The sequence below is a fragment of the Bradyrhizobium sp. AZCC 1577 genome, from assembly GCF_036924575.1.
Taxonomy (GTDB): Bacteria; Pseudomonadota; Alphaproteobacteria; order Rhizobiales; family Xanthobacteraceae; genus Bradyrhizobium.
Window position 1 is genome coordinate 3,160,439 of record NZ_JAZHRQ010000001.1, and the last position, 21,635, is coordinate 3,182,073.

The 21,635-nt window shown below is 62.7% G+C and carries 15 protein-coding genes; 11 read left to right on the forward strand and 4 right to left on the reverse strand.

Translation table 11 applies throughout. The annotated features are described in order from the left end of the window. Positions 1 to 404: 404 nt before the first annotated feature. The 3 genes from V1278_RS14630 to V1278_RS14640 all read left to right on the forward strand — a co-directional run bounded on the left by V1278_RS14630 (position 405) and on the right by V1278_RS14640 (position 3,319). On the forward strand, positions 405 to 1,403 hold the full coding sequence (locus tag V1278_RS14630; RefSeq protein WP_334363956.1) for a TRAP transporter substrate-binding protein: 999 nt from the start codon (positions 405 to 407) through the stop codon (positions 1,401 to 1,403). Positions 1,404 to 1,484: 81 nt separating this feature from the next. After that, on the forward strand, positions 1,485 to 2,000 hold the full coding sequence (locus V1278_RS14635) for a TRAP transporter small permease (RefSeq protein WP_334363955.1): 516 nt from the start codon (positions 1,485 to 1,487) through the stop codon (positions 1,998 to 2,000). Next, positions 1,997 to 3,319, forward strand: coding sequence for a TRAP transporter large permease (locus tag V1278_RS14640; RefSeq protein WP_334381237.1), 1,323 nt, complete (start codon positions 1,997 to 1,999; stop codon positions 3,317 to 3,319). The genes V1278_RS14635 and V1278_RS14640 overlap by 4 nt, the downstream gene beginning before the upstream one ends. Here V1278_RS14640 and V1278_RS14645 read toward each other — a convergent pair whose 3' ends face one another. Both V1278_RS14645 and V1278_RS14650 read right to left on the reverse strand, forming a co-directional pair. Continuing rightward, complete coding sequence (locus V1278_RS14645) at positions 3,320 to 4,828, reverse strand: sensor histidine kinase (RefSeq protein ID WP_334384177.1); 1,509 nt, start codon at positions 4,826 to 4,828, stop codon at positions 3,320 to 3,322. A 139-nt stretch (positions 4,829 to 4,967) separates the two neighbouring features. Continuing rightward, the gene (locus V1278_RS14650; RefSeq protein WP_442894112.1) at positions 4,968 to 6,242 is read right to left on the reverse strand and encodes a serine hydrolase domain-containing protein; all 1,275 of its coding nucleotides are present in this window, start codon (positions 6,240 to 6,242) and stop codon (positions 4,968 to 4,970) included. A gap of 127 nt (positions 6,243 to 6,369) precedes the next feature. Between V1278_RS14650 and V1278_RS14655 the strand changes: the two genes are divergently transcribed. The 6 genes from V1278_RS14655 to V1278_RS14680 all read left to right on the forward strand — a co-directional run bounded on the left by V1278_RS14655 (position 6,370) and on the right by V1278_RS14680 (position 14,691). Further along, positions 6,370 to 7,284: an intradiol ring-cleavage dioxygenase gene (locus V1278_RS14655; protein ID WP_334381239.1), complete on the forward strand. Its 915-nt coding sequence runs from the start codon at positions 6,370 to 6,372 to the stop codon at positions 7,282 to 7,284. A gap of 338 nt (positions 7,285 to 7,622) precedes the next feature. Continuing rightward, positions 7,623 to 8,942 (forward strand): CmpA/NrtA family ABC transporter substrate-binding protein, encoded by a 1,320-nt coding sequence (locus V1278_RS14660; RefSeq protein ID WP_334381240.1) that lies wholly within the window; start codon positions 7,623 to 7,625, stop codon positions 8,940 to 8,942. 62 nt (positions 8,943 to 9,004) lie between these two features. After that, positions 9,005 to 9,913 (forward strand): nitrate ABC transporter permease, encoded by a 909-nt coding sequence (gene ntrB / locus V1278_RS14665; RefSeq protein WP_334381241.1) that lies wholly within the window; start codon positions 9,005 to 9,007, stop codon positions 9,911 to 9,913. Between the two features lie 13 nt (positions 9,914 to 9,926). After that, positions 9,927 to 10,721, forward strand: coding sequence for an ABC transporter ATP-binding protein (locus V1278_RS14670; protein ID WP_334363950.1), 795 nt, complete (start codon positions 9,927 to 9,929; stop codon positions 10,719 to 10,721). A 33-nt stretch (positions 10,722 to 10,754) separates the two neighbouring features. Continuing rightward, positions 10,755 to 11,972: an NAD(P)/FAD-dependent oxidoreductase gene (locus V1278_RS14675; protein WP_334381242.1), complete on the forward strand. Its 1,218-nt coding sequence runs from the start codon at positions 10,755 to 10,757 to the stop codon at positions 11,970 to 11,972. Between the two features lie 13 nt (positions 11,973 to 11,985). Beyond that, a complete protein-coding gene (locus tag V1278_RS14680) occupies positions 11,986 to 14,691 on the forward strand; it encodes a molybdopterin-dependent oxidoreductase (RefSeq protein WP_334381243.1) in 2,706 nt (901 codons plus the stop codon). A gap of 161 nt (positions 14,692 to 14,852) precedes the next feature. On the opposite strand, the gene V1278_RS14685 is transcribed toward V1278_RS14680, so the two are convergent. Together V1278_RS14685 and V1278_RS14690 are read right to left on the reverse strand one after the other, a co-directional pair. Further along, on the reverse strand, positions 14,853 to 15,782 hold the full coding sequence (locus tag V1278_RS14685) for a response regulator transcription factor (protein WP_334363947.1): 930 nt from the start codon (positions 15,780 to 15,782) through the stop codon (positions 14,853 to 14,855). Beyond that, positions 15,772 to 19,143, reverse strand: a complete 3,372-nt coding sequence (locus tag V1278_RS14690; protein ID WP_334381244.1) for a hybrid sensor histidine kinase/response regulator — start codon at positions 19,141 to 19,143, stop codon at positions 15,772 to 15,774. Before V1278_RS14690 ends, V1278_RS14685 begins: the two co-directional genes overlap by 11 nt. 171 nt (positions 19,144 to 19,314) lie before the next feature. On the opposite strand from V1278_RS14690, the gene urtA reads away from it, so the two are divergent. Then, entirely contained in the window at positions 19,315 to 20,574 is a 1,260-nt protein-coding gene (gene urtA, locus V1278_RS14695) for an urea ABC transporter substrate-binding protein (RefSeq protein ID WP_334381246.1), read from the forward strand. Between the two features lie 120 nt (positions 20,575 to 20,694). Next, entirely contained in the window at positions 20,695 to 21,621 is a 927-nt protein-coding gene (urtB, locus tag V1278_RS14700; RefSeq protein ID WP_334381247.1) for an urea ABC transporter permease subunit UrtB, read from the forward strand. The last annotated feature ends 14 nt before the right edge of the window (positions 21,622 to 21,635 follow it).

Sequence of the window (21,635 nt, forward strand, 5' to 3'; positions counted from 1 at the left end):
TATCGGAATTCTGCAAATCGATATGGCGCAGCCTCATTCGAACGGGAACGCCTTGCACGCGGGACGGGCCGGATCCGACATCGCGCAATATTTGCGGCGTGTCGGTTGCACCGTGCCGGCGGCATCCACGGATAGACCGATGTCGCGCAGCGACGCGCATCCCGCGAAGCTGTGTCGGGGCGCTTACGGCTACTGGCCGGGGGACCCAAGGTTCGGCTCGAGCCGGGATTTGCCCAAATTGGTCGCAATCACCGGCCGGGCCGTCTGCGGCTTATTGGCCTGGGGTACTACTTAAATTGGCTTCCACCATCGCACCGTTTTGCATACGCTTTGCGGTAGTGGCCGCGTCGTCGGCCAGGCCAAAGTCCCGCTTACAAGGGACAGGCGTTACTGGGGAGGAAGCTATGAAACGAAGAACCCTACTTGCGGGCCTTGGTGCGACGGCTGCGGCCGGCGTCCTGGGCGTGCCATCGATCGTCAGGGCACAGGCGCCCGTTACCCTCAACGGGGCGGTGCAGTTCAACGACGATCACGCCTTCACCAAGGCGCTGACCAGGTTCGAAGAGCTGGTAAAGAAGTACTACGGCAAGCCGGTCAACTTCACGCTGCACAAGAATTCGTCGCTCGGTCTCGAGAAGCAGTATTTCGAGTACATGTCGCAGGGCAAGGCGGTCGATTACGGCATCGTCTCGCCGGCCCACATGTCGACCTTCGCCAAGGCGGCTCCCTTCATCGATGCACCCTTTGTGTTCAAGGGCATCGAGCACATGAATAAGGTAGTCGAAAAGAATATTCTGGCACCTGTGGCCGACGAAATCGCGACCAAGGCGGAGGTCGTCCTGATCGGCTATGCGGGCGGCGGCATTCGCAACATCTTCGCCAACAAGCCGCTCAAGAACCTCGCCGATCTCAAAGGCCTCAAGGTGCGCGTGCAGGGCGCTCCGATCTGGTCGAAGACGTTTGCAGCCGTCGGCATGAGCCCGACGGTGATCGCCTACAACGAGGTCTACAACGCCATCCAGAACGGCGTGATCTCGGCGGGCGAAAACGAGGCCGCCGGCGTCGAGGCGATGAAGTTCTACGAAGTCGCCCCGCACCTCAATCTGACGCAGCACGCAGTATCGATCCGGCCGATCTGCTTCTCGGTGAAGACGTTGAAGACCCTGCCGAAGGACTTGCAGGACGCGATCATGAAGGCCGGCAAGGAAGCCGGCGATTATGGCCGTCAGCTCGAGTCGAGCGAGGAGGTCGTCAAGCTCGATACGCTGGAAAAGGCCGGCAAGCTCAAGCGCGTTCCGTTCGAAGAGCGCGATGCCATGAAGAAGCTCGCCGATCCCGTGATGGCCACCTATGCCAAGGAAATCGGCGCCGAAGCCATCTTCGAGAAGATCAACGTCGCCTGATATTTGTCGCGCCGAGCGACAGGAACTGGGGCAAGCCATGCGGCTTGCTCCATTCCGTGATCGTTACCTTCCGGAGCCATGATGACTGAAATGTCGATGCCGCCGAACCCGTCGCTATGGCGACGAGCGACGGCGGTCTATGCGAAATTACTCGAAATCTTGCTCGCGGCATGTGTCGGCATTCTGGTCGTTCCGGTCACCCTGCAGGTCATCTCGCGCTACACGCCGTTCATTCCGTCCTACATCTGGACCGAGGAGATGGCGCGCTTCCTGTTCATCTGGACCATCATGATCGGCGCCATGGTCGGGATCAGGGAGGCGCAGCATTTCGAGGTCGACGTCTGGCCCACCCTGTCGCGGCGGGCGGAAGCCGCGGTGCGGATCGTCGCGCGTCTCGGCGTGTTGGCGATGGCGCTGGTATTCGTGTGGGCTGGCCTTGAATTCACGCGCTTCGCCTGGAACCGAACGTCGGAACTGGCCGATCTACCGCTCTGGATGATTCATGTCGCATGGCCCGTCGCGGGTGTGACGTGGATCGTCTTTGCAGGCGAACAGATCGTCGACGAATTGAAAATTCTGGTCGGGGCGAGCCGATGAACGGTGGTAATGTACTTTCCGCCGGAGAGGCCGCACTGGTGCTGTTTGGCGTTTTCGTTGGCCTGCTCATCGTGCGCGTGCCGGTGGCGTTTGCGCTCGGTCTTGCCTGCGTACCGATCCTGCTGATCGAGCCCCGCCTGTCGATGATGTCGCTCGCGCAGGAGACCTTCAACGCCTACAACTCGTTCATCCTGCTCGCCGTGCCTTTCTTCCTCTTGACCGCCAACCTGATGGGCATCGGCGGCATCACCGACCGCCTGGTGGCGTTGTCGCGCTCGATGGTCGGGCATTGGCCGGGCTCGCTGGCGCAGATCAACGTCGTGCTGTCGGTGTTCTTTGCCGGCATTTCCGGCTCTTCCACTGCGGACGCCGCGAGCCAGTCCAAGATATTCATCGATGCCCAGATCAAGGAAGGTTACGACCTCTCGTTTTCGATCGCCATCACGGCGGTATCGGCGGTGCTCGCCGTCATCATCCCACCCTCGATCCTGATGATCGTCTGGGGCGGATTGATCTCGACCTCGATCGCAGCGATGTATCTGGCCGGCATCGTCCCTGGCCTGTTGATCGCGGGCGCGCAGATGGCCACCGTCCATGTCTACGCGGTGCGCCGGGGCTATCCGACCTACCCGAAATCGAGCTGGGCCGACATCGGCTACGCCATCTGGCGATCGATACCGGCGCTGATGACGCCGTTCATCATCGTCGGCGGCATCCTGCTCGGGTGGTTTACCGCCACCGAATCCGCCTGCGTCGCCGTGCTCTATTCCGTGGTGCTGTCGGCGTTCTTTTACCGCGAAACCGGACCGCGCGAACTCTACAAGGCGCTACTCGACACCGGGCGCCTGGCAGGCGTTGCGCTGTTCTGCGTCGGCACCGCGAGCGCGTTCGGCTGGCTATTGGCCTATTACAAGATACCGCAGGAGCTCTTGGCCAACGTTTCGACCTGGGGCATGGGCGCGGTCGCGGCCGGCTTCTTCATCGCGTTCTGCTTCCTGGTCGTAGGCTGTTTCCTCGACGCCATTCCGGCGATCGTGATCGTCGGCACCGTGCTGGAACCCTTGGCGAAGTCGGTCGACCTGCACCCCGTTCAGTTTGCGATCATCTCGATCGTGTCGCTGGCGTTCGGACTGGTGACGCCACCCTATGGCCTGTGCTTAATGATCGCGTGCTCGATCGCCGGCGTGCGGCTGCGCTACGCGCTGAAAGACACGGTGATCATGCTGATACCGATGCTGCTGGTATTGGCCGCCGTCATTATCTGGCCCAGCGTATCGCTGTTCCTGCCGCGCCTGATCGTGCCGGAGATGCTTAAGTAGCTATTCTTCTCTGTCGAGCGCGCAGCTTACGGTGTAGACGACGCCACGCGGCAGGAAGTCGACGGTTGCTTCGCCGCCGAGCTGGTCGCGCGCGCTGCGCTCGATCAGCCGCGAGCCGAAGCCACGCTGCACCGGTGCCGTGACGGGCGGGCCGCCTGCCTCGGTCCAGATCAACCGCAACTTGCGCCCGTCGCTTTCTTCGAGGATTTCCCAGTCCACCGCGAGGGTCCCGGTGTCGTTCGATAGCGCGCCGTATTTAGCGGCATTGGTTGCGATCTCGTGCACGATCATCGACAGCACGACGGCGAGCCGCGGCGACAGCGGGACCCGCGGTCCGAACATCCGCACCCGCTCCGGATTGTTGAGCAGGTAGGGCTGCAGCACCCGCGCAATCACTTCCCGCAGCTCCGCGCCCTGCCACTTCTCCTGGCTGAGCAAATTATGTGCCTCCGCCAGCGCGCCGAGCCTTCCCTCGAATTTCTCGCGCTCCGCCCGGCTGGCGCTGCGGAAGGTCTGGGTGGCGATCGACTGCAGGACCGCGAGCGTATTCTTGACGCGATGGTTGAGTTCCTCGATCAGGAGATTGTGGAGCATCTCGCCGCGGGCAATCTGGGTTGCCATCCGCACCGCGAACGCGAGCCCAACCATCAGCAGTATGGCACCCATTACGCTCGTGATCGCGAGGTTGCGCCAGAGCGGCGCGACCAGCGAGCTTTCGGCCACGCCGGCGGCAACGGTCCAGCCGGTGAGCGAGGAGCGGGTAAAGCTCGTAATCAGCCGCACGCCCTCGAGCGATACCGTCGGCAGGGTGGTTTCCGGATTGTTGAACATCTCCGTATAGAGCGAGGGCGATGCACGCTTGCCGACAGTATCCTGTGGGTTAGGCACGCGCGCGAAATTGGTGCCTTCGCCGTCGAAGATCGAGATCGTCCAGTCCTTGCTCGGCCGCTGCTGCTCGACCATCGCCTGGAAAATCTCGATCGGTGGACTGAAGGAAATGTCGTAGAGTACTTCGCCATCGACGATGACGGGCACTTCGACCGTTACGATCAGCCGCTTCTTCACCGACCCAAAGAACAGGTTGGAATAGACCGGCTTCTTCTCCGCAAAGACCCTCCCGACCAGGGCGAGGTTGTTGCGCAACGGCAGGTTTGCCGTATCAGTCGTCAGCGAAGAGAACACCTGACGGCCTTCGCGGTTCGCAACCAGCACGACGCCGCCTTCGCCATACTGGTCGAGGAAGCCTTGGCAGATGCGGCGGAATGCCTCGAAATCCCCGTCGCGCAGTGCGTTTGTCAGCGATAGCACCTGGAGTGCGCCGGTGATCCGCTGCATCTCCGAGTCGAGCACGAGGCGAATGCTGCGAACCGTTTCAAGGACCCGTTGCGTCGCGTTCTGGCGGTCCTGCTTGTAATGGTTGAAGACGATGCCGGCGGCGAAAATAATCAACGGCAGCGTTGTTCCCGCGACCAGAAGAACAAGACGCACTGGCAGTGAGAGTTTCGGCAACGCAAGCCCCGGATCGGCGCCAATCGGGGCAAGCATAGGAGAAGCCGCCGAACTTCGCCAAGAATAATAAGAGGATAAGTAAGATATTCAGCCGACTGGAGAAGCGGCCGGGTTCCGCCGTGTGGCCCGGCCGCCGACCTCAAAGATTGCTGTCGGTGATCGCCGCATACACCATGGTGCGCAGCTCGCGCCGCAAGGGATAGGCGCTCGACGGCAGCACCTGAGTCATGAAGATCGTGATCAGTTCTTCCACCGGGTCGATGAAGAACGACGTTGTCGCCGCACCGCCCCAGTTGAACTCGCCGGGACTGCCGGCAATCAAGGTCTGCGCCGGGTTCATGGTGACGGCGAAGCCGAGCCCGAAGCCGATGCCGTTATAGGCCGCTTCCGAGAACAGCGAGCGCGACATCGTCGGCAGGTCGACCCCGCCGGGCAAATGGTTGGACGTCATCAGCTTCAGCGTCTTCGGACCTAACAATCTGATACCGCCGAGCTCGCCGCCATTGAGCAGCGCCCGGCAGAAAGTGAGATAGTCGGCCGTGGTCGAGCACAGGCCGCCGCCGCCGGAGATGAAGGAGGGCGGCGACAGGAATGAACTCGTCGCCGGGTCGTCCTGCAGCGTCAACGTGCCCTTGCGCTCGGCGGCGAGCGGGTTGAAGCCGCCTTGCGGATCGGCCGAGTAACACGCCGCGAACCGATGCGCCTTGTCCTTGGGCACGAAGAAGTCGGTATCATTCATCCCGAGCGGATCGAGGATGCGCTCTTTCAGAAACTGCTCGAACGGCTTGCCGCTGATCAAACCGATGAGATAGCCGATCACGTCCGTGGCGACGGAATAATTCCAGGCCTCGCCCGGCGAAAATTCCAGCGGAATTTTTGCAAGGTCGTCGATCATGCTTTGCAGCGTGCCGGCCTTGATGACTTCGCCGATCTTGTTCTCGCGATAGGCCGCATCGACGTTGCTGCGTTGTTGGAAGCCGTATGTCAGGCCGGAGGTGTGCCGCAACAGATCCACGATCAGCATCGGCCGTGACGGCGGTCGGGTCAGGAAGGCCGGGTGCGTACCGGCCACGAACACGCCGAGGTTCTTCCATGCCGGAATGTATTTGTGCACGGGCTCATCGAGCGCGACGTGGCCTTCCTCGACCAGCATCATGAAGGCGACGGAGGTGAGCGGCTTGGTCATCGAATAGATGCGGAAGATCGTGTCGTCCTTGACCGGCACCTTGCGCTCGAGATCGGCAAAGCCCTGCGCGGACGAATGGACGACCTTGCCGCGGCGATAGATCAGGAGCTGAGTCCCCGGGAAGCGGCCGGCATCGATGTAACGCTGCTTCAGATGATTTTCGAGGCGATCGAGGGCCGCCTTGGACATTCCGGCGGATTCGGGCGAGGCGGGGGCTAACATCGGCATCTCCGGCTGGCGACTGCGGCCTTGATAGCCGAAAAGTGTCCCGTGTTCCAACGGCCCGTGCTTCTGTGGGCTGGAAGGGTGATATAGGCTGACTCCAGCCATCGCATATCTCCGCAGGACAGCAAAAATGCGCCAATTCAGCGAGACCGAACTGACCGCCGCCGTCATCCGCAGCTTCGACAATACGCCGGATACGCGCGCCAAATTCCTGCTTCAGGAACTGGTGAAATCACTCCACGACTATGTCCGCAAGACCGACCTCACCTTCGAGGAATGGGAATATGCGATCGATTTTCTAACGCGGACCGGCCAGAAGTGCACCCCGATCCGGCAGGAGTTCATTCTGCTGTCCGACGTGCTCGGCGTATCGATGCTGGTCGATGCCGTGAACCACCGGGAGCGCGAGGGCGCCACCGAGACCACGGTGCTCGGCCCGTTCTATGTCGGCGAGCACAAGGTGATGCCACACGGCACCGATATTTCGGCGACGCTACCCGGCGAGCGGATGTTCGTGCAGAGCCGCGTCACCGACCTCGAGGGCAAGCCGCTGGCCGGCGTGCCGGTGGACATCTGGCATGCCGACGATGACGGCTTCTATGATTCCCAGAAGCCGGCTTATGCGACTGAAGGGCCGTCGTCGCGGGCGCGTTTCATTACCGATGCCGATGGAAGGTTCTTCTTCCGCACCATCCTGCCGTGCAGCTACCCGATTCCGACCGACGGTCCGGTAGGCGAGATGATCGTGCAGACCGGCCGTCACCCGATGCGGCCGGCGCACGTGCATTTCCTGGTCGATGCGCCCGGCTATCAGCCGCTGATCACCCACGTCTTCATCGACGGCGACAAATATCTCGATTCCGACGTGGTGTTCGGGGTCAAGGACGAGCTGGTCGCCAGAATCGAAAAGCGTACCGATCCGACGATGCCGGACGGCAAGCCCGCGGGCGAGCCGTGGCACCTGATGAGCTACGAATTCCGCATGAAGCCAGGCGAGGGAAGCGCGCCGAAACCGATGATGGCGAAGACCTCAGAGGACGCGTAAGCCGTCTGTTTCTGTGCTTGCCCAATTCTTGTGCGCCGCACAAGAATTGGGCGAATCGCAAATTTTGGATGCGGAACCGGTTTCTCTTTGGTTGCCGGATTTAGCGGCGGTAGATGAATAATACATTGATATAATTATAATTTTTGCGCTGCGGGAGGCTTGGCACGAAGCTTGAATAGCTTGTGTCGACGCCATTGAAGCCGTCCCTCGAGACCACTCATCCGAATTGTGACGCCGCCATTCCGGGGCCTCCCTGGAACGCGCCCTTCTGCGCCTGGCGCGGTGACACCAATCGGACGGCCCCGTTCAACGCACCGACGCAAAGGACAACGACGCCCATGACGAAGCCTACCCATCCGACCTCACGCCGCGGTTTCAGCCGCCGCCAGCTCCTCAAGGCCACCGGCGGCACGGCGGCGTTACTCGCCGCGGCGAAGCTGAATTTCCCGGCCGGCGCGTTTGCGCAAGGCGCGGGTCCGGAAGTGACCAAGGCGACGCTCGGGTTCATTGCGCTCAGCGACGCCGGGCCGCTGTTCGTCGCCAAGGACAAGGGATTCTTCGCCAAGCACGGCATGCCCGACGTCGAGGTCGCCAAGCAGGCATCGTGGGGCACCACCCGCGACAACCTCGTGCTCGGCTCGGAAGGCAACGGCATCGATGGCGCGCACATCCTGACGCCGATGCCCTATCTGATTTCGGCCGGCAAGGTGACGCAAAACAACGTGCCGACGCCGATGTACATTCTGGCTCGGCTCAATCTCGATGCGCAGTGCATCTCGATTGCCAAGGAGTATGCCAACCTCAAGATCGGGACTGACTCTTCACCGCTCAAAGCCGTGTTCGAGCAGAAGAAGGCCGCCGGCAAGTCGGCCAAGATTGCGATGACCTTCCCGGGCGGCACGCACGATCTGTGGATCCGTTACTGGCTCGCCGCCGGCGGCATCGATCCCGACAAGGACGTCGAGACCATCGTGGTGCCGCCGCCGCAGATGGTTGCCAACATGAAAGTGGGCACGATGGATGCCTTCTGCGTTGGCGAACCCTGGAATCTGCAGCTCATCAACCAGGGCATCGGCTACACCGCGATCAACACCGGCGAGCTCTGGAACAAGCATCCGGAGAAGTCGCTCGGCATGCGCGCAGCCTGGGTCGACAAGTATCCAAAGGCCGCCAAGGCGATCCTGATGGCTGTGATGGAGGCGCAGCAATGGGCCGACAAGGCTGAGAACAAGAAAGAGCTCGCCACCATCATGGGCAAGCGGCAGTGGATGAATTGTCCTGTCGACGACGTTTATGACCGTTCGGCGGGCAAGTTCGACTACGGCATCCCCGGCAAGGTCGTCGAGAATTCGCCGCACATCATGAAGTACTGGCGCGACTTCGCTTCCTATCCGTTCCAGAGCCACGATCTCTGGTTCATGACGGAAGATATCCGTTGGGGCAAATACGAAGCGGGCTTCGACAGCAAGGCGCTGGTCGCCAAGGTCAACCGTGAGGATCTCTGGAAAGAAGCCGCCAAGACGCTGGGCGTCCCCGCCGCAGAGATTCCGACTTCGACCTCGCGCGGCAAGGAGACCTTCTTCGACGGCAAGGTGTTCGATCCGGAAAACCCGGCTGCGTACCTGAAGTCCCTTTCGATTAAGCGCGTTGAAGTCTGATCAAGCCCGGGCTGCGCGCGGTTGCGGGCGGCCCGCTCATTGAACACGGAGATGCATTTTCAATGACGATGCCTGCGATCAAAGCTGAAGCCACCGCGGTGGCCATTCCGACCGCTTCGCCGACCTCTGCGGCGCCGGTGGTGACGATGACGCCGAAGCCGGCGCCGCGTGCCGAAAAATACGTCAAGGTGGGCAAGGAGATCGCGGTACGCGTCGTGCCGCCGCTGATCGTGCTAGCGCTCCTGATGTTGTTCTGGGAGCTGGTCTGCCGTCGCACCGGCTCGACCCTGCCGCCGCCGTCGCGCGTCTTCAAAGACACTAAGGAACTGATCTTCGATCCGTTCTTCGACAATGGCGGCATCGACAAGGGCCTGTTCTGGCATCTGTCCGCCTCGCTGCAGCGCGTCGCGTATGGCTATTCGATCGCCGCCATCGTCGGCATCGCGCTGGGTACGCTGGTCGGACAATCGGTGTGGGCGATGCGCGGACTCGATCCGCTGTTCCAGGTGCTGCGCACCATTCCGCCACTGGCCTGGCTGCCGCTGTCGCTGGCCGCGTTCCGTGATGGACAGCCGTCGGCGATCTTCGTCATCTTTATCACCTCGGTCTGGCCGATCATCATCAACACCGCGGTCGGCATCCGCAACATCCCGCAGGACTACCGCAACGTCGCGGCGGTGGTGCAGCTCAATCCGCTGGAATTTTTCGGGAAGATCATGATCCCGGCGGCGGCGCCTTACATCTTCACCGGCCTGCGCATCGGCATCGGCCTGTCGTGGCTTGCGATCGTCGCGGCGGAAATGCTGATCGGCGGCGTCGGCATCGGCTTCTTCATCTGGGACGCCTGGAATTCCTCGCACATCAGCGAAATCATCCTGGCGCTGTTCTATGTCGGCATCATCGGCTTCGTGCTCGACCGCATGATCGCGGGACTAGCCAAGTTCGTGACCCACGGTACCGCGGCGAATTGAAGGAAAACATGTCATGCAGGCCTATTTGAAGCTCGACCACATCGACAAGACCTTCACTCGCGGTAATGCCACGACCGAGGTGCTGAAGGACATCAGCCTGACGATCGAGAAGGGCGAGTACGTCTCGATCATCGGCCATTCCGGCTGCGGCAAGTCAACGCTGCTCAATATCGTCGCCGGCCTCACCGGCGCCACAAATGGTGGCGTGCTGCTGGAGAACCGCGAGGTCAATTCGCCGGGACCGGATCGCGCGGTGGTGTTCCAGAACCACAGCCTGCTGCCGTGGCTGACGGTGTACGAAAACGTCAAGCTCGGCGTCGACAAGGTGTTTTCGTCGACCAAGAGCCGCACGGAGCGCGACGCCTGGGTGATGCACAATCTCAATTTGGTGCAGATGGCGCACGCCAAGGACAAGCGCCCGTCGGAAATTTCAGGTGGCATGAAGCAGCGCGTCGGCATTGCCCGTGCGCTGGCGATGGAGCCGAAGGTGCTTTTGCTCGACGAGCCGTTCGGCGCGCTTGACGCGCTGACGCGTGCGCATCTTCAGGACTCGGTGATGGCGCTGCACCAGAAGCTCGGCAACACCATCGTGATGATCACGCACGACGTCGACGAGGCTGTGCTGCTGTCGGACCGCATCGTGATGATGACTAACGGCCCGAGCGCGCGGATCGGCGAGGTGCTGGAAGTGCCTTTGGCGCGTCCGCGCAAGCGGCTCGAGCTCGCGACCAACCCCGGCTACCTCAAGTGCCGGCAGCGCGTGCTCGAATTCCTCTACGAGCGGCATCGCTTCGTCGAGGCGGCGTAGGTCCGTACGAAAGCGGCTAGGTGAGGACGTGCCATGAGCGAACCGCTTGTCATCGTCGGCAACGGAATGGCCGCTGCCCGTCTGGTCGATGAACTCGCCAAGGTGGCCTTGGGCCGCTACGCCGTCGCCGTGATCGGCGACGAACCGCGGCTTGCCTATAATCGCGTGCTGCTGTCGTCGGTGCTGGCCGGCGAAACCACTTCGCAGGACATTGAGCTGCGGCCGGCGTCCTGGTGGCGCGACCGCGGCGTCACCCTGAAGTATGGTTGCGTGGCGACCGAGATTGATGTCGGTCGCCGCGAACTCAAGATCGAGAACGACGAGAGCATTCCGTTCTCGAAACTGGTGCTGACCACAGGCTCGTCGCCGCTGCGGTTGAATGTACCCGGCGCCGATCTCGCCGGCGTGCATACGTTCCGCGACAGCCGCGACGTTGACTTGCTGCTGACGCTGGCCGCGCAGAAAAAGCGCGTGGTGGTGGTTGGCGGGGGACTATTGGGCCTTGAGGCGGCCTATGGCCTCGCCAAGGCCGGCGCGCCGGTCACGCTGGTGCATCTCATGGACCGCCTTATGGAGCGGCAGTTAGATGTGCCCGCGGCGGCGCTATTAAAATCCCTCGTCGAGAGCAAGGGCATCGAAATCTTGCTCAACGCCAACACGGCGCGCATTTATGGCGAGACGCGGGTTGAAGGCGTCGAACTGGCGGACGGACGCCGGCTTGAAGCCGACGCCGTGATCTTTGCCGCGGGCATTCGTCCGAACATCGCGCTCGCTAGGGAAGCCGGTATCCTTGTCAACCGCGGTATTGTGGTCGACGATCACCTGCGGACCGGCGCACCCGACGTATTCGCGATCGGCGAGTGCGCCGAGCATCGCGGCCTCTGCTACGGCCTGGTCGAGCCGGCCTATGAACAGGCGAGGGTGCTGGCGCGGCATCTCGCCGGGCGTGAAGCGTCGTACAGCGGAAGCATCGTTGCGACCAATCTGAAAGTTTCCGGCGTCAGCGTGTTCTCCGCCGGCGATTTTATGGGCGGCGACGGCAGCGAGGCCATCGTGCTCTCCGACATCAACCACGGCACTTACAAGAAGCTCGTGATCGCGGATGGGCGATTGACCGGCGCGGTGCTGATCGGCGATGTCGCCGACGCGCTCTGGTATCTCGAATTGATCCGGACGCGTCAGCCGACGGCCCGAATTCGCGCCGATATGATGTTCGGCCGATCGCTCGCGATCCGTTCCGAGGCGGCATGATTGGATTGCTGGCATGACGGTTGTCGATCCCGATCTCCGCGCTGTCAAAACCACCTGCGCCTATTGCGGCGTCGGCTGCGGCATATTGGCGACGCCGGACGGGCGGGGTGGGGCCGCGATCTCGGGCGACCCCGATCATCCCGCCAATTTCGGCCGGCTGTGCTCGAAGGGCTCGGCGCTTGGCGAGACGCTCGGGCTGACGAACCGGCTGCTCTATCCGATGATCCGCTGCGGCAAAGGAACCATGGAGCGGGTCGCCTGGAGCGACGCGCTCGACCATGTCGCGCATAGGTTTCAGCACATCATCGCGCGCGACGGTCCGGGCGCGGTCGCGTTCTATCTTTCCGGCCAGTTGCTGACGGAGGACTACTACGTCGCCAACAAGCTGATGAAGGGCTTTGTCGGCAGCGCCAATGTCGACACCAATTCGCGGCTGTGCATGGCCTCTTCCGTCGCCGGCCACCGCCGCGCTTTTGGCGCCGACACCGTGCCGGGGTGTTACGAGGACCTCGACGAGGCCGACCTCTTGGTGTTGGTCGGCTCCAACGCGGCCTGGTGCCATCCGGTGCTGTACCAGCGCATGATCGCCAACAAGCAGAAGCGCGGCGCGCGCATCGTCGTGATCGACCCGCGCCGGACCGACACCGTCGGCGACGACGATCTGTTCCTGGGATTGAGGCCAGGCACGGATACGGCGCTGTTCAGCGGGTTGCTGGTTTACCTCGCGGACAACGGCGTACTCGACCGCGACTACTTCGAACTCCACACCACCGGTTTCGACGATGCCATCGCCCGCGCGCGCAGCATCACCGGCAGCGTCGGCGCGACGGCGCTGGCGACAGGCCTGTCCGAGCAGGACGTCGCAACATTCTTCCAGATGTTTGCCAATACGCCGCGCGTCGTCACCCTCTATTCGCAGGGCGTCAACCAGTCGGCGCAGGGTACCGACAAGGTCAACGCCATCCTCAATTGCCACCTCGCGACCGGGCGGATCGGCCTGCCGGGCGCGTCGCCGTTCTCGCTGACCGGGCAGCCCAACGCGATGGGCGGCCGCGAGGTCGGCGGGCTCGCCAACCAGCTCGCCGCCCATATGGGATTCACGCCGCCGGATATCGATCGCGTGCGGCGGTTCTGGAAGGCGCCGCGCATCGCCACCCATGAGGGCCTGAAGGCGGTGCAGATGTTCGAGGCGATTGCGCGCGGCGAGATCAAGGCGTTGTGGGTGATGGGCACCAATCCGGCGGTGTCGCTGCCGAACGCGGACGGTGTTCGCGAAGCCCTCAAGAAGCTCGAGCTGTTCGTGATTTCCGAGAACGTGATCTCGAACGACACGGTGGACGCGGGCGCGCATGTGCTGCTGCCGGCGCAGGCCTGGGGCGAGAAATCCGGCACGGTGACCAACTCGGAACGGCGCATCTCGCGGCAGCGCGCGTTTCTTCCCTCGCCAGGAGAGGCCAAGCCCGATTGGTGGATCATGGGCGAAGTCGCCAGGCGCCTCGGCTTCGGCGCGGCCTTCAGCTTCACCTCGGCGGCGGATATTTTTCGCGAGCACGCCGCGCTCTCGGCCTTCGAGAACGCGGGCGCGCGCGACTTCGATATCGGCGCGCTGCAGTCGCTGTCGGACAGCGATTTCGACGCAATGGCGCCGGTGCAATGGCCGGTCCGGCAGGGGACCGAGCCGCAAGCGCGCTTCTTCGCCGAAGGCGGTTTCTTCGCCAACGATTTCAGAGCCCGTTTCATCGCGCCGGAGATTCCGGCGCTGCGGACCGAGACCAGCGCGGCGCGGCCGTTGCGGCTCAACACCGGGCGCATCCGCGACCAGTGGCACACCATGACCCGCACGGGGGAAAGCCCGCGGCTCGGCCAGCATCTGCCCGAGCCGTTCGTCGAAGTGCATCCTGACGATGCCGCAAAATACGGCGTCGCCGACGGCGACTTCGCACGCGTCACCACCGACTATGGGCAATGCACGCTCCGCGTCATCGTCAGCGAACGCCAGCAGCGCGGCATGCTGTTCGCGCCGATCCACTGGAGCGAGGCCAATGCGACCGGCGCACGCGTCGGCTCGCTGGTGGCGCCCGTCACCGATCCGTTCTCGGGCCAGCCCGAGAACAAGGCGACGCCGGCCTCGATCGTGCCCTACGAATATGTCTTCCGCGGCTTTGCGTTGTCGCGCAAGCCACTCGAACTGCCCGCGCATGCTTGGGTGGCGCGCGTTGCCGTCAAAGGCGGCCATGGCTACCTGTTCGCCGACAATGCCGATGTCGCAGGCTGGCAATCCTGGCTGAAATCCATCGCGCACGATGACCTCGCGGAATACAAGGACTTTGGCGGCGGCGTCTATCGCGCCGCATCCTTTGACGGCGACCGTATCGACACCAGCCTGTTCATCGGCCCGGCGCGCGACGCCGGCGACTGGAACGTGGTCAAGGACCTGTTTGCCGCGGATACGCTGAACCACGACGAGCGCCGCATGCTGCTGTCGGGCAAATCGATCGACGGCCTCGCCAACGCCGGCCCGATCGTCTGCGCCTGCTTCGGCGTCGGCCGCAACACAATTTGCGACACTATCGCAGCGGGTGCGCGTTCGGCGGCCGATATCGGGACGAAGCTGAAAGCCGGCACCAATTGCGGCTCCTGCATTCCGGAGTTGAAGCGGTTGATTACGCAGATGGCGCCGAGCGATGCCGAACGGCGGAAGCTAGCGGCGACGCATTGACTTCTCCGCGTCATTTGCGAGGAGGGAAGCGACGAAGCAATCCATGCCTCCGCTTGTGGAGCGATGGATTGCTTCGCTGCGCTCGCAATGACGGACATTGGACGCGCCGGCTCTTCTCCTTCGCCCTGCTCTTGCGGGGAGAGGGAGCGGCAGCCAGCCCTTCACCCCCTCCTATTCTTCGCATTCACCGCGATCGCCGCCGCGGCGGTGCGGTTCTCGACGCCGAGCTTGGAGTAGATCTGCTCGAGGTGCTTGTCGACGGTGCGCGGGGAGAGTCCCAGGATCTGCGCGATGTCGCGGTTGGTCTTGCCCTTGGACAGCCATGACAGCACTTCGCCCTCGCGCGTCGTCAGCCCCAACTCGCTGGAGAATTCCACTGGCGCCTCCGTGCCGGAATCTTTCGCCAGCCGCAGCAGGAATTCGTTAGTGCCGAGCTTCCCCATATATTGCAGGCGAAGCTGCTCGGTGCCGTGACGCGTCGGCATGGCCGCGGCCTTTGCCGCGGCTTTACCCTTGCGCGCCTCATCGAGCCATCGCGGAATCGGCTCGGGCAGCACGACGTCATCGTCACCGTCGGCGGCGAGCGAGTCGGAGAGCAGCTTCTGCGCCTGCGGTGTTGCCCACATGATCTTGCCCGCGGCATTCACGGCGAGCAGATAGCGGCCGGAGACATCGAGCGCGGCGCGCGCGCTCTGGGTCAGGCGGGCATTGGCGAGATGGACGCGGATGCGCGCCAGCATCTCCTCGACCGCGATTGGCTTTGTCACATAGTCGACGCCGCCGGCCTCGAGCCCGCGCACGATGTGTTCGGTTTCGGCCAGCCCCGTCATGAAGATGATCGGAACATGGTCGAGCCCGGCGTCGCGCTTCAGCCGCCGGCAGGTCTCGAACCCATCCATCCCCGGCATCACAGCGTCGAGCAGCACGATGTCGGGCGTGATCTGGTCGACGATCCGCATGGCGGAAGCACCATCGAGCGCGACCATGACGGTCATGCCCGCACCGTCGAGCGCATCGGTCAGTAGCCGCAGCGTCTCGGGCGAGTCGTCGACGACGAGGGCGACGTCGCGCTTTTTGGGTTCAATGATCATAGCTGTGCAGGGCTTTCAGGGTCGCCATGTACTGATCGAGATCGAAGCGGTCGATCAAGGCGCGCATTTGCGACACGAAGTCGGCATGTTCGGGGTAGTCATTTCCGATCTCGTCGAGCTTGACCTGGATCGCGCGGATGTAGCCCAGTTGCCCGAGCCCGATCAGTTCCTCGACATGTTTCACTGGCGGCCGCGAACCGGTCTCCGGTCTCCAATGCGGAGCAGGGACATCGCCTGCCTCATACTGCCATTCGATCTTGAGCAATTGCCGGATGGTTTCGAGCAGCTTGGGAATATCGATCGGCTTCATCAGATAGCCGTCGTGGAACGGTTGCGCCAGCGGCGCGCCATGCGCTTCAAGCGCGCTCGCCGACACCATCAGGATACGCGCCTGGTGATGGCCGCTTGCGCGCAGCGTTTCCGCCACCGTCCAGCCATCCATTCCGGCCATCGAGATGTCGAGCAGGAACAAATCCGGCCGGCAATGCTGCGCCAGCGCGAGGCAGCCGGGTCCATCGGGCGCGCTGAGCAAAATGAAGCCGAGCGGCGTCAGCACCTCGCGCAGGAGATCGCGGTGGGTCGGATCGTCGTCGGTGATCAGGATCGTCTTGCGGGGGCCGTGATAGCCGAAGATCGGCGCCCCCACCGGCGCGATCCGCGTCGGATTCGTGACTTCCGACAGCAGGATTTTCACTCGAAACGTGCTGCCGTTGCCGACTTGGCTGGTCACCTTGATGTCGCCGCCCATGACGCCCGCCAGGAGGCGGCTGATGGTCAGCCCAAGCCCGGTGCCGGTCTGCGGCTGCGAGACGCCGAGCGCGCCGCGTTCAAAGGGTGCGAAGATACGTTCGAGGTCGTCGGGCTGGATGCCGGGCCCGGTATCGATCACCTCGAACTCCGCAACGGGGCTGCGGTAGTGCACGACGAACTGCACGTTCCCGGTCTGCGTGAACTTCAGTGCATTCGACAGCAGGTTGATCAGAACCTGCCGCAGCCGCTTCTCATCGGCATAGACGACGAGCGGCAGCACCGAAGGCCGTTTGAAGATGAAGTCGATACCTTTGGCGGCGGCCTGAACGCGAAACATGCCGACGAGCTGATCGAGAAATTCGCTCAGGCGGACCTCGTCGCGCGACAGATAAAGCCGGCCGGCTTCGATTTTGGAGATATCGAGGATGCCGTCGATCAGTCCCGACAAATGGTCGGCGCTGCGCCGGACCACGCGCACTTGGTCGCGGGGCTTTGCGGGGATGCTGGAATCCTGCTCCAGCAATTGCGCATAGCCGCTGATGGCGTTCAGCGGTGAGCGCAGTTCATGGCTCAGCCCCACCACATAGCGGCTCTTGGCGAGGTTTGCCGATTCCGCGACTTCCTTGGCGCGTTGCAGTTCGGCGTCGGTGCGCTTATGCGCATCGATCTCCTGGATCAGGAGCGCGGTCTGCCGCCGCGTCTCCGCTTCCGCCGCGCGGCGACTCTGTTGCGCCAGTACGAACAACCATGTCACCACGCCGATGATGATGGTGAGCGCGAAGAACACCTTCCACAGTACGTCCGACAGCGCAAAATTTTCGACGGGCATTGCCGCCGAGGTCTGCAGGTAGATCAGCCCCAGCGTCAGCCCGACCAGACCCGCGGAGACCGCGAACACGCCGAGATAGTGCCCGAACTGCGAATTGATCCGCGCGTAGATCGCCTCCGGCAACAGTTTCCCGAGCATGTCCGAGGCTTGAGCGCCGGCGCGCGCATGCGGCTTGCAGAGATCATGGCAGCGCGCATCGAGCGAGCAGCACAGCGAACAGATCGGGCCGGCATAGGCCGGGCAGGAGGCCATGTCCTCCGGCTCGAACGAGTGCTCGCAGATGCAGCACTGGATCGATTCGAGGTTCTGCCAGCTCCGCTTCGGCTTGCGCGCGATGTAATACTTGCCGTCGGTCGCCCAGGCGATCAGGGGCGCGGTGACGAAGGCAACCGCGAGCGCCACGAAGGCGGAGAGCGCCTTCGCCGTCGGGCCGAACAGGCCGTAAAAGGCAGAGATCGACACGATGGTCGCGATCGTCATCGCGCCGACGCCGACCGGGTTGATATCGCAGAGATGCGCGCGCTTGAACTCGATGTGCTGCGGGCGCAAGCCGAGCGGCTTGTTGACGATGAGATCGGCAACCAGCGCGCCGACCCAGGCAATCGCCACGTTGGAATAAAGCGCCAATGTCTGCTCGAGCGCCTTGTAGACGCCGATTTCCATCAACAGCAGCGCCACTAGAACGTTGAAGACGAGCCACACCACACGGCCGGGATGGCTGTGGGTCAGCCGCGAGAAGAAGTTCGACCAGGCGATCGAGCCGGCATAGGCGTTGGTCACGTTGATCTTGATCTGCGAGAGAATGACGAAGGTGCCGGTCAGTGCCAGCGCCATGTCCGGCTGCGACAGCACGTAGCGGAAGGCCTCGAGATACATGTGCGCCGGCTCGGCGGCCTGCTCGCTGGAGACGCCATGGCTCACCGCGAAGTAGGCGAGAAACGAGCCCAGGAGCAACTTGAGCGCGCCGAAAATGATCCAGCCGGGGCCGGCGCTGAGCAGCGCGATCCACCACGACGTTCGCGAGGTGCGGCGATCGCGGGGCAGAAACCGCAGGAAGTCGACCTGCTCGCCGATCTGCGCAACCAGCGAAAACACCACCGACGCGGCGGTGCCGAACAGCAGCAGATCGAGATGGCCGCCGGCGTCGCCATGTTCGCCCGCGAATTTGCGCCACTCCGTGAACGACTGCGGGTTGGCGTAGGCGATCGCTACGAAGGGCTGGATGTGAAGCACGATCCAGAGCGGCTGCGTCCACAATTGAAAGCGACTGATCAGGGTGATGCCGTAGGTCACCAAGGGAATGATGACGACGGCGCTGATGAGATAGCCGATCGGGCGCGGGATGCCGAAGCACATCTCGAGCGCCGCGGCCATGATAACAGCCTCGATCGCGAAGAAGATGAAGGTGAAGGAGGCGTAGATCAGCGAGGTGATGGTGGAGCCGATATAGCCGAAGCCGGCGCCGCGGGTCAGCAGATCGATATCGATGCCGCATTTTGCGGCATGATAGGCGATCGGCAGGCCGCAGAGGAAGATGATGACGCTGACGACAAGAATGGCTGATGTGGCGTTGGCCGCGCCGTAATTAAGCGTAATGGTGCCGCCGATCGCCTCCAGCGCCAGAAAGGAGATCGCGCCAAGCGCGGTATTGGCGACGCGTGCGGCAGACCACCGTCGCGCGCTCTTGGCGGTGAAGCGCAGCGCGTAGTCTTCCAGCGTCTGGTTGGCGACCCATTGGTTATATTGGCGCCTGACGCGGTCTATCCGCTGCCGCCCTGCCACTTGCTGCTCCTGCCCAGTTCGACCGACCCGCTTGGCCCAGCAAACTCCGTACCAAAAACTACGTCGCTATTTTGCGGTGCAATATACGCAATCCCACGTATCTGTGCGGTGCACAATTCTGGGCAATCCTCGCCTGACCGATAAGCGTTTTCGAACAAAAATGGGGTGCTCATGTCAGACGAACCAAACAAGGGCTTGCAGTCTCCGCTTCGCCGCAAACTGCTGATGGGCGCGGCGGCACTGCCGCTCGTCTCGATTCTTCCTCGGCCCTCATTCGGGGCAGGTCCCGCAACCGCCACCGTCAACACCACGGGGCTCGCGGTCACCGATACGGAGGTCACCGTCGGCATCCTGCACTCGGCCACCGGCACGATGGCGATCTCGGAGACGGGCTCAATCCAAGCCGAAAAGCTCGCGATCGAACAGATCAACGCCGCCGGCGGCGTGCTCGGGCGCAAGATCAGGTTCATCCAGGAAGACGGCGCCAGCGACTGGCCGACCTTTGCGGAAAAGGCCAAGAAGCTTCTCGTCAACGACAAGGTCGCAGCGATCATGGGTTGCTGGACCTCGGCATCGCGCAAGGCGGTGCTGCCGGTCGTCGAGCAGTACAACGGCATGCTGTACTATCCGACCTTCTATGAAGGTCTCGAGCAGTCCAAGAACGTCATCTATACTGGTCAGGAAGCGACCCAGCAGATCCTCGCCGGCCTGAACTGGATCGCCAAGGAGAAGGGCGCCAAATCGTTCTTCTTCATCGGCTCGGACTACATCTGGCCGCGCACCTCGAACAAGATCGCGCGCAAGCACGTCGAGAACGTACTGAAGGGCAAGGTCGTCGGCGAGGAATATTACGCGCTCGGCAGCACCCAGTTCAATTCGGTGATCAACAAGATCAAGCTGACCAAGCCCGACGTCATCTTCACCGACGTCGTCGGCGGCTCGAACGTCGCCTTCTACAAGCAGCTCAAGGCGGCCGGCGTCGACCTGTCGAAGCAGGCGCTGCTGACGATTTCGGTGACCGAAGATGAAATCGACGGCATCGGCGGCGAGAACATCGCGGGCGCCTATGCCTGCATGAAGTACTTCCAGTCGCTCGACAATGCCAACAACAAGGCGTTCGTTCCGGCGTTCAAGAAGTTGTGGGGCGAGAAGACCGTGATCGGCGACGTGACGCAAGCCGGCTATCTCGGCCCGTGGCTGTGGAAGCTGACCTGCGAGAAGGCCGGTAGCTTCGACGTCGACAAGATCGCAGCCGCTTCGCCCGGCGTGGAATTCAAGGAGGCGCCCGAAGGCTACGTGCGCATCCACGAAAACCATCACCTCTGGTCGAAGACCCGCGTCGGGCGCGCCAAGCTCGATGGTCAGTTCGAGCTGATCTTCGAGACCGCGGATCTGATCGAGCCCGATCCGTTCCCGAAGGGCTACCAATAAGCCCGGAGCCTTCCCGCAACGTTCCAACCGCTCCCTGGCGTGGACCGTCAATCCGCGCTTCACGACCCCGCGTCGCGAATTCGCTCGCGACGCGGGACCTTCCTTCGGCGGAGAAGTCAGATGTTCGGCGACTATTCGATTGGCGATCTGGGCTCCATCTTCGTCATGCAGGGTTTTGCGGGCCTGATCCTGTTCTCCGTCTACGTGCTGATGGCGCTCGGCCTTGCCATCATCTTCGGCCAGATGGGCGTCATCAACATGGCGCATGGCGAGTTCATGATCTTGGGGGCCTACGTCACCTGGATGACGTCGAATCTGTTCCAGAGCTATTTGCCAGGTCTTTTCAGCGGCTATTTCTTTCTCGCGATGATGCTGGCTTTCCTCGCCTCCGGCGCGCTCGGAATGCTGGTGGAGTGGGTGCTGATACGTCACCTTTACAAGCGCCCGCTCGACACGCTGCTCGCCACATGGGGCCTCAGCCTCATACTGCAGCAGGCTTATCGCTCCATCTTCGGCGCGCGCGAGGTCGGCGTCGAGCTGCCGCAGTGGATGCTGGGCTCGCTCAAGGTGACCGACAGCATCGAGGTGCCGATCAACGGCATCTTCGTGATGGGTCTCACCGTTTCGATCACGTGCGCGGTCGCTTACGTCATTTACAAGTCGCGCTGGGGCCGACAGGTCCGCGCGGTCGTACAGAACCGGATCATGGCCGGCGCCGTCGGCATCAATACCGAAAAAGTCGATCGCTACACCTACGGTCTCGGTTGCGGGATCGCCGGGATAGCGGGGAGCGCTTTTACCATGATCGGCTCGACCGGTCCGACCTCGGGGCAACTCTACATTGTCGATACGTTCCTGGTTGTCGTGTTTGGCGGCGCCGCGAGCCTGCTCGGCACCATCGCGTCGGCCTTCTCGATCTCGCAAACGCAATCGACGCTCGAATTCTTCATGTCGGGCTCGATGGCCAAGGTTCTCACGTTGCTCGCCGTCGTCGGAATCCTGATGTTGCGGCCGCAGGGTCTCTTCAGCCTCAGGGTTCGCAAGTAAGAACAAGAAAGCAC

Bases quoted from the DNA above. Each gene is read 5' to 3' on its own strand.
- V1278_RS14655 (WP_334381239.1), top strand. From the start codon at position 6,370: ATGCGCCAATTCAGCGAGACCGAACTGACCGCCGCCGTCATCCGCAGC.
- V1278_RS14640 (WP_334381237.1), top strand. From the start codon at position 1,997: ATGAACGGTGGTAATGTACTTTCCGCCGGAGAGGCCGCACTGGTGCTG.
- V1278_RS14635 (WP_334363955.1), top strand. From the start codon at position 1,485: ATGACTGAAATGTCGATGCCGCCGAACCCGTCGCTATGGCGACGAGCG.
- urtA (WP_334381246.1), top strand. From the start codon at position 19,315: ATGTCAGACGAACCAAACAAGGGCTTGCAGTCTCCGCTTCGCCGCAAA.
- ntrB (WP_334381241.1), top strand. From the start codon at position 9,005: ATGACGATGCCTGCGATCAAAGCTGAAGCCACCGCGGTGGCCATTCCG.
- V1278_RS14675 (WP_334381242.1), top strand. From the start codon at position 10,755: ATGAGCGAACCGCTTGTCATCGTCGGCAACGGAATGGCCGCTGCCCGT.
- urtB (WP_334381247.1), top strand. From the start codon at position 20,695: ATGTTCGGCGACTATTCGATTGGCGATCTGGGCTCCATCTTCGTCATG.
- V1278_RS14630 (WP_334363956.1), top strand. From the start codon at position 405: ATGAAACGAAGAACCCTACTTGCGGGCCTTGGTGCGACGGCTGCGGCC.
- V1278_RS14650 (WP_442894112.1), bottom strand. From the start codon at position 6,242: ATGCCGATGTTAGCCCCCGCCTCGCCCGAATCCGCCGGAATGTCCAAG.
- V1278_RS14670 (WP_334363950.1), top strand. From the start codon at position 9,927: ATGCAGGCCTATTTGAAGCTCGACCACATCGACAAGACCTTCACTCGC.
- V1278_RS14685 (WP_334363947.1), bottom strand. From the start codon at position 15,782: ATGATCATTGAACCCAAAAAGCGCGACGTCGCCCTCGTCGTCGACGAC.
- V1278_RS14680 (WP_334381243.1), top strand. From the start codon at position 11,986: ATGACGGTTGTCGATCCCGATCTCCGCGCTGTCAAAACCACCTGCGCC.
- V1278_RS14660 (WP_334381240.1), top strand. From the start codon at position 7,623: ATGACGAAGCCTACCCATCCGACCTCACGCCGCGGTTTCAGCCGCCGC.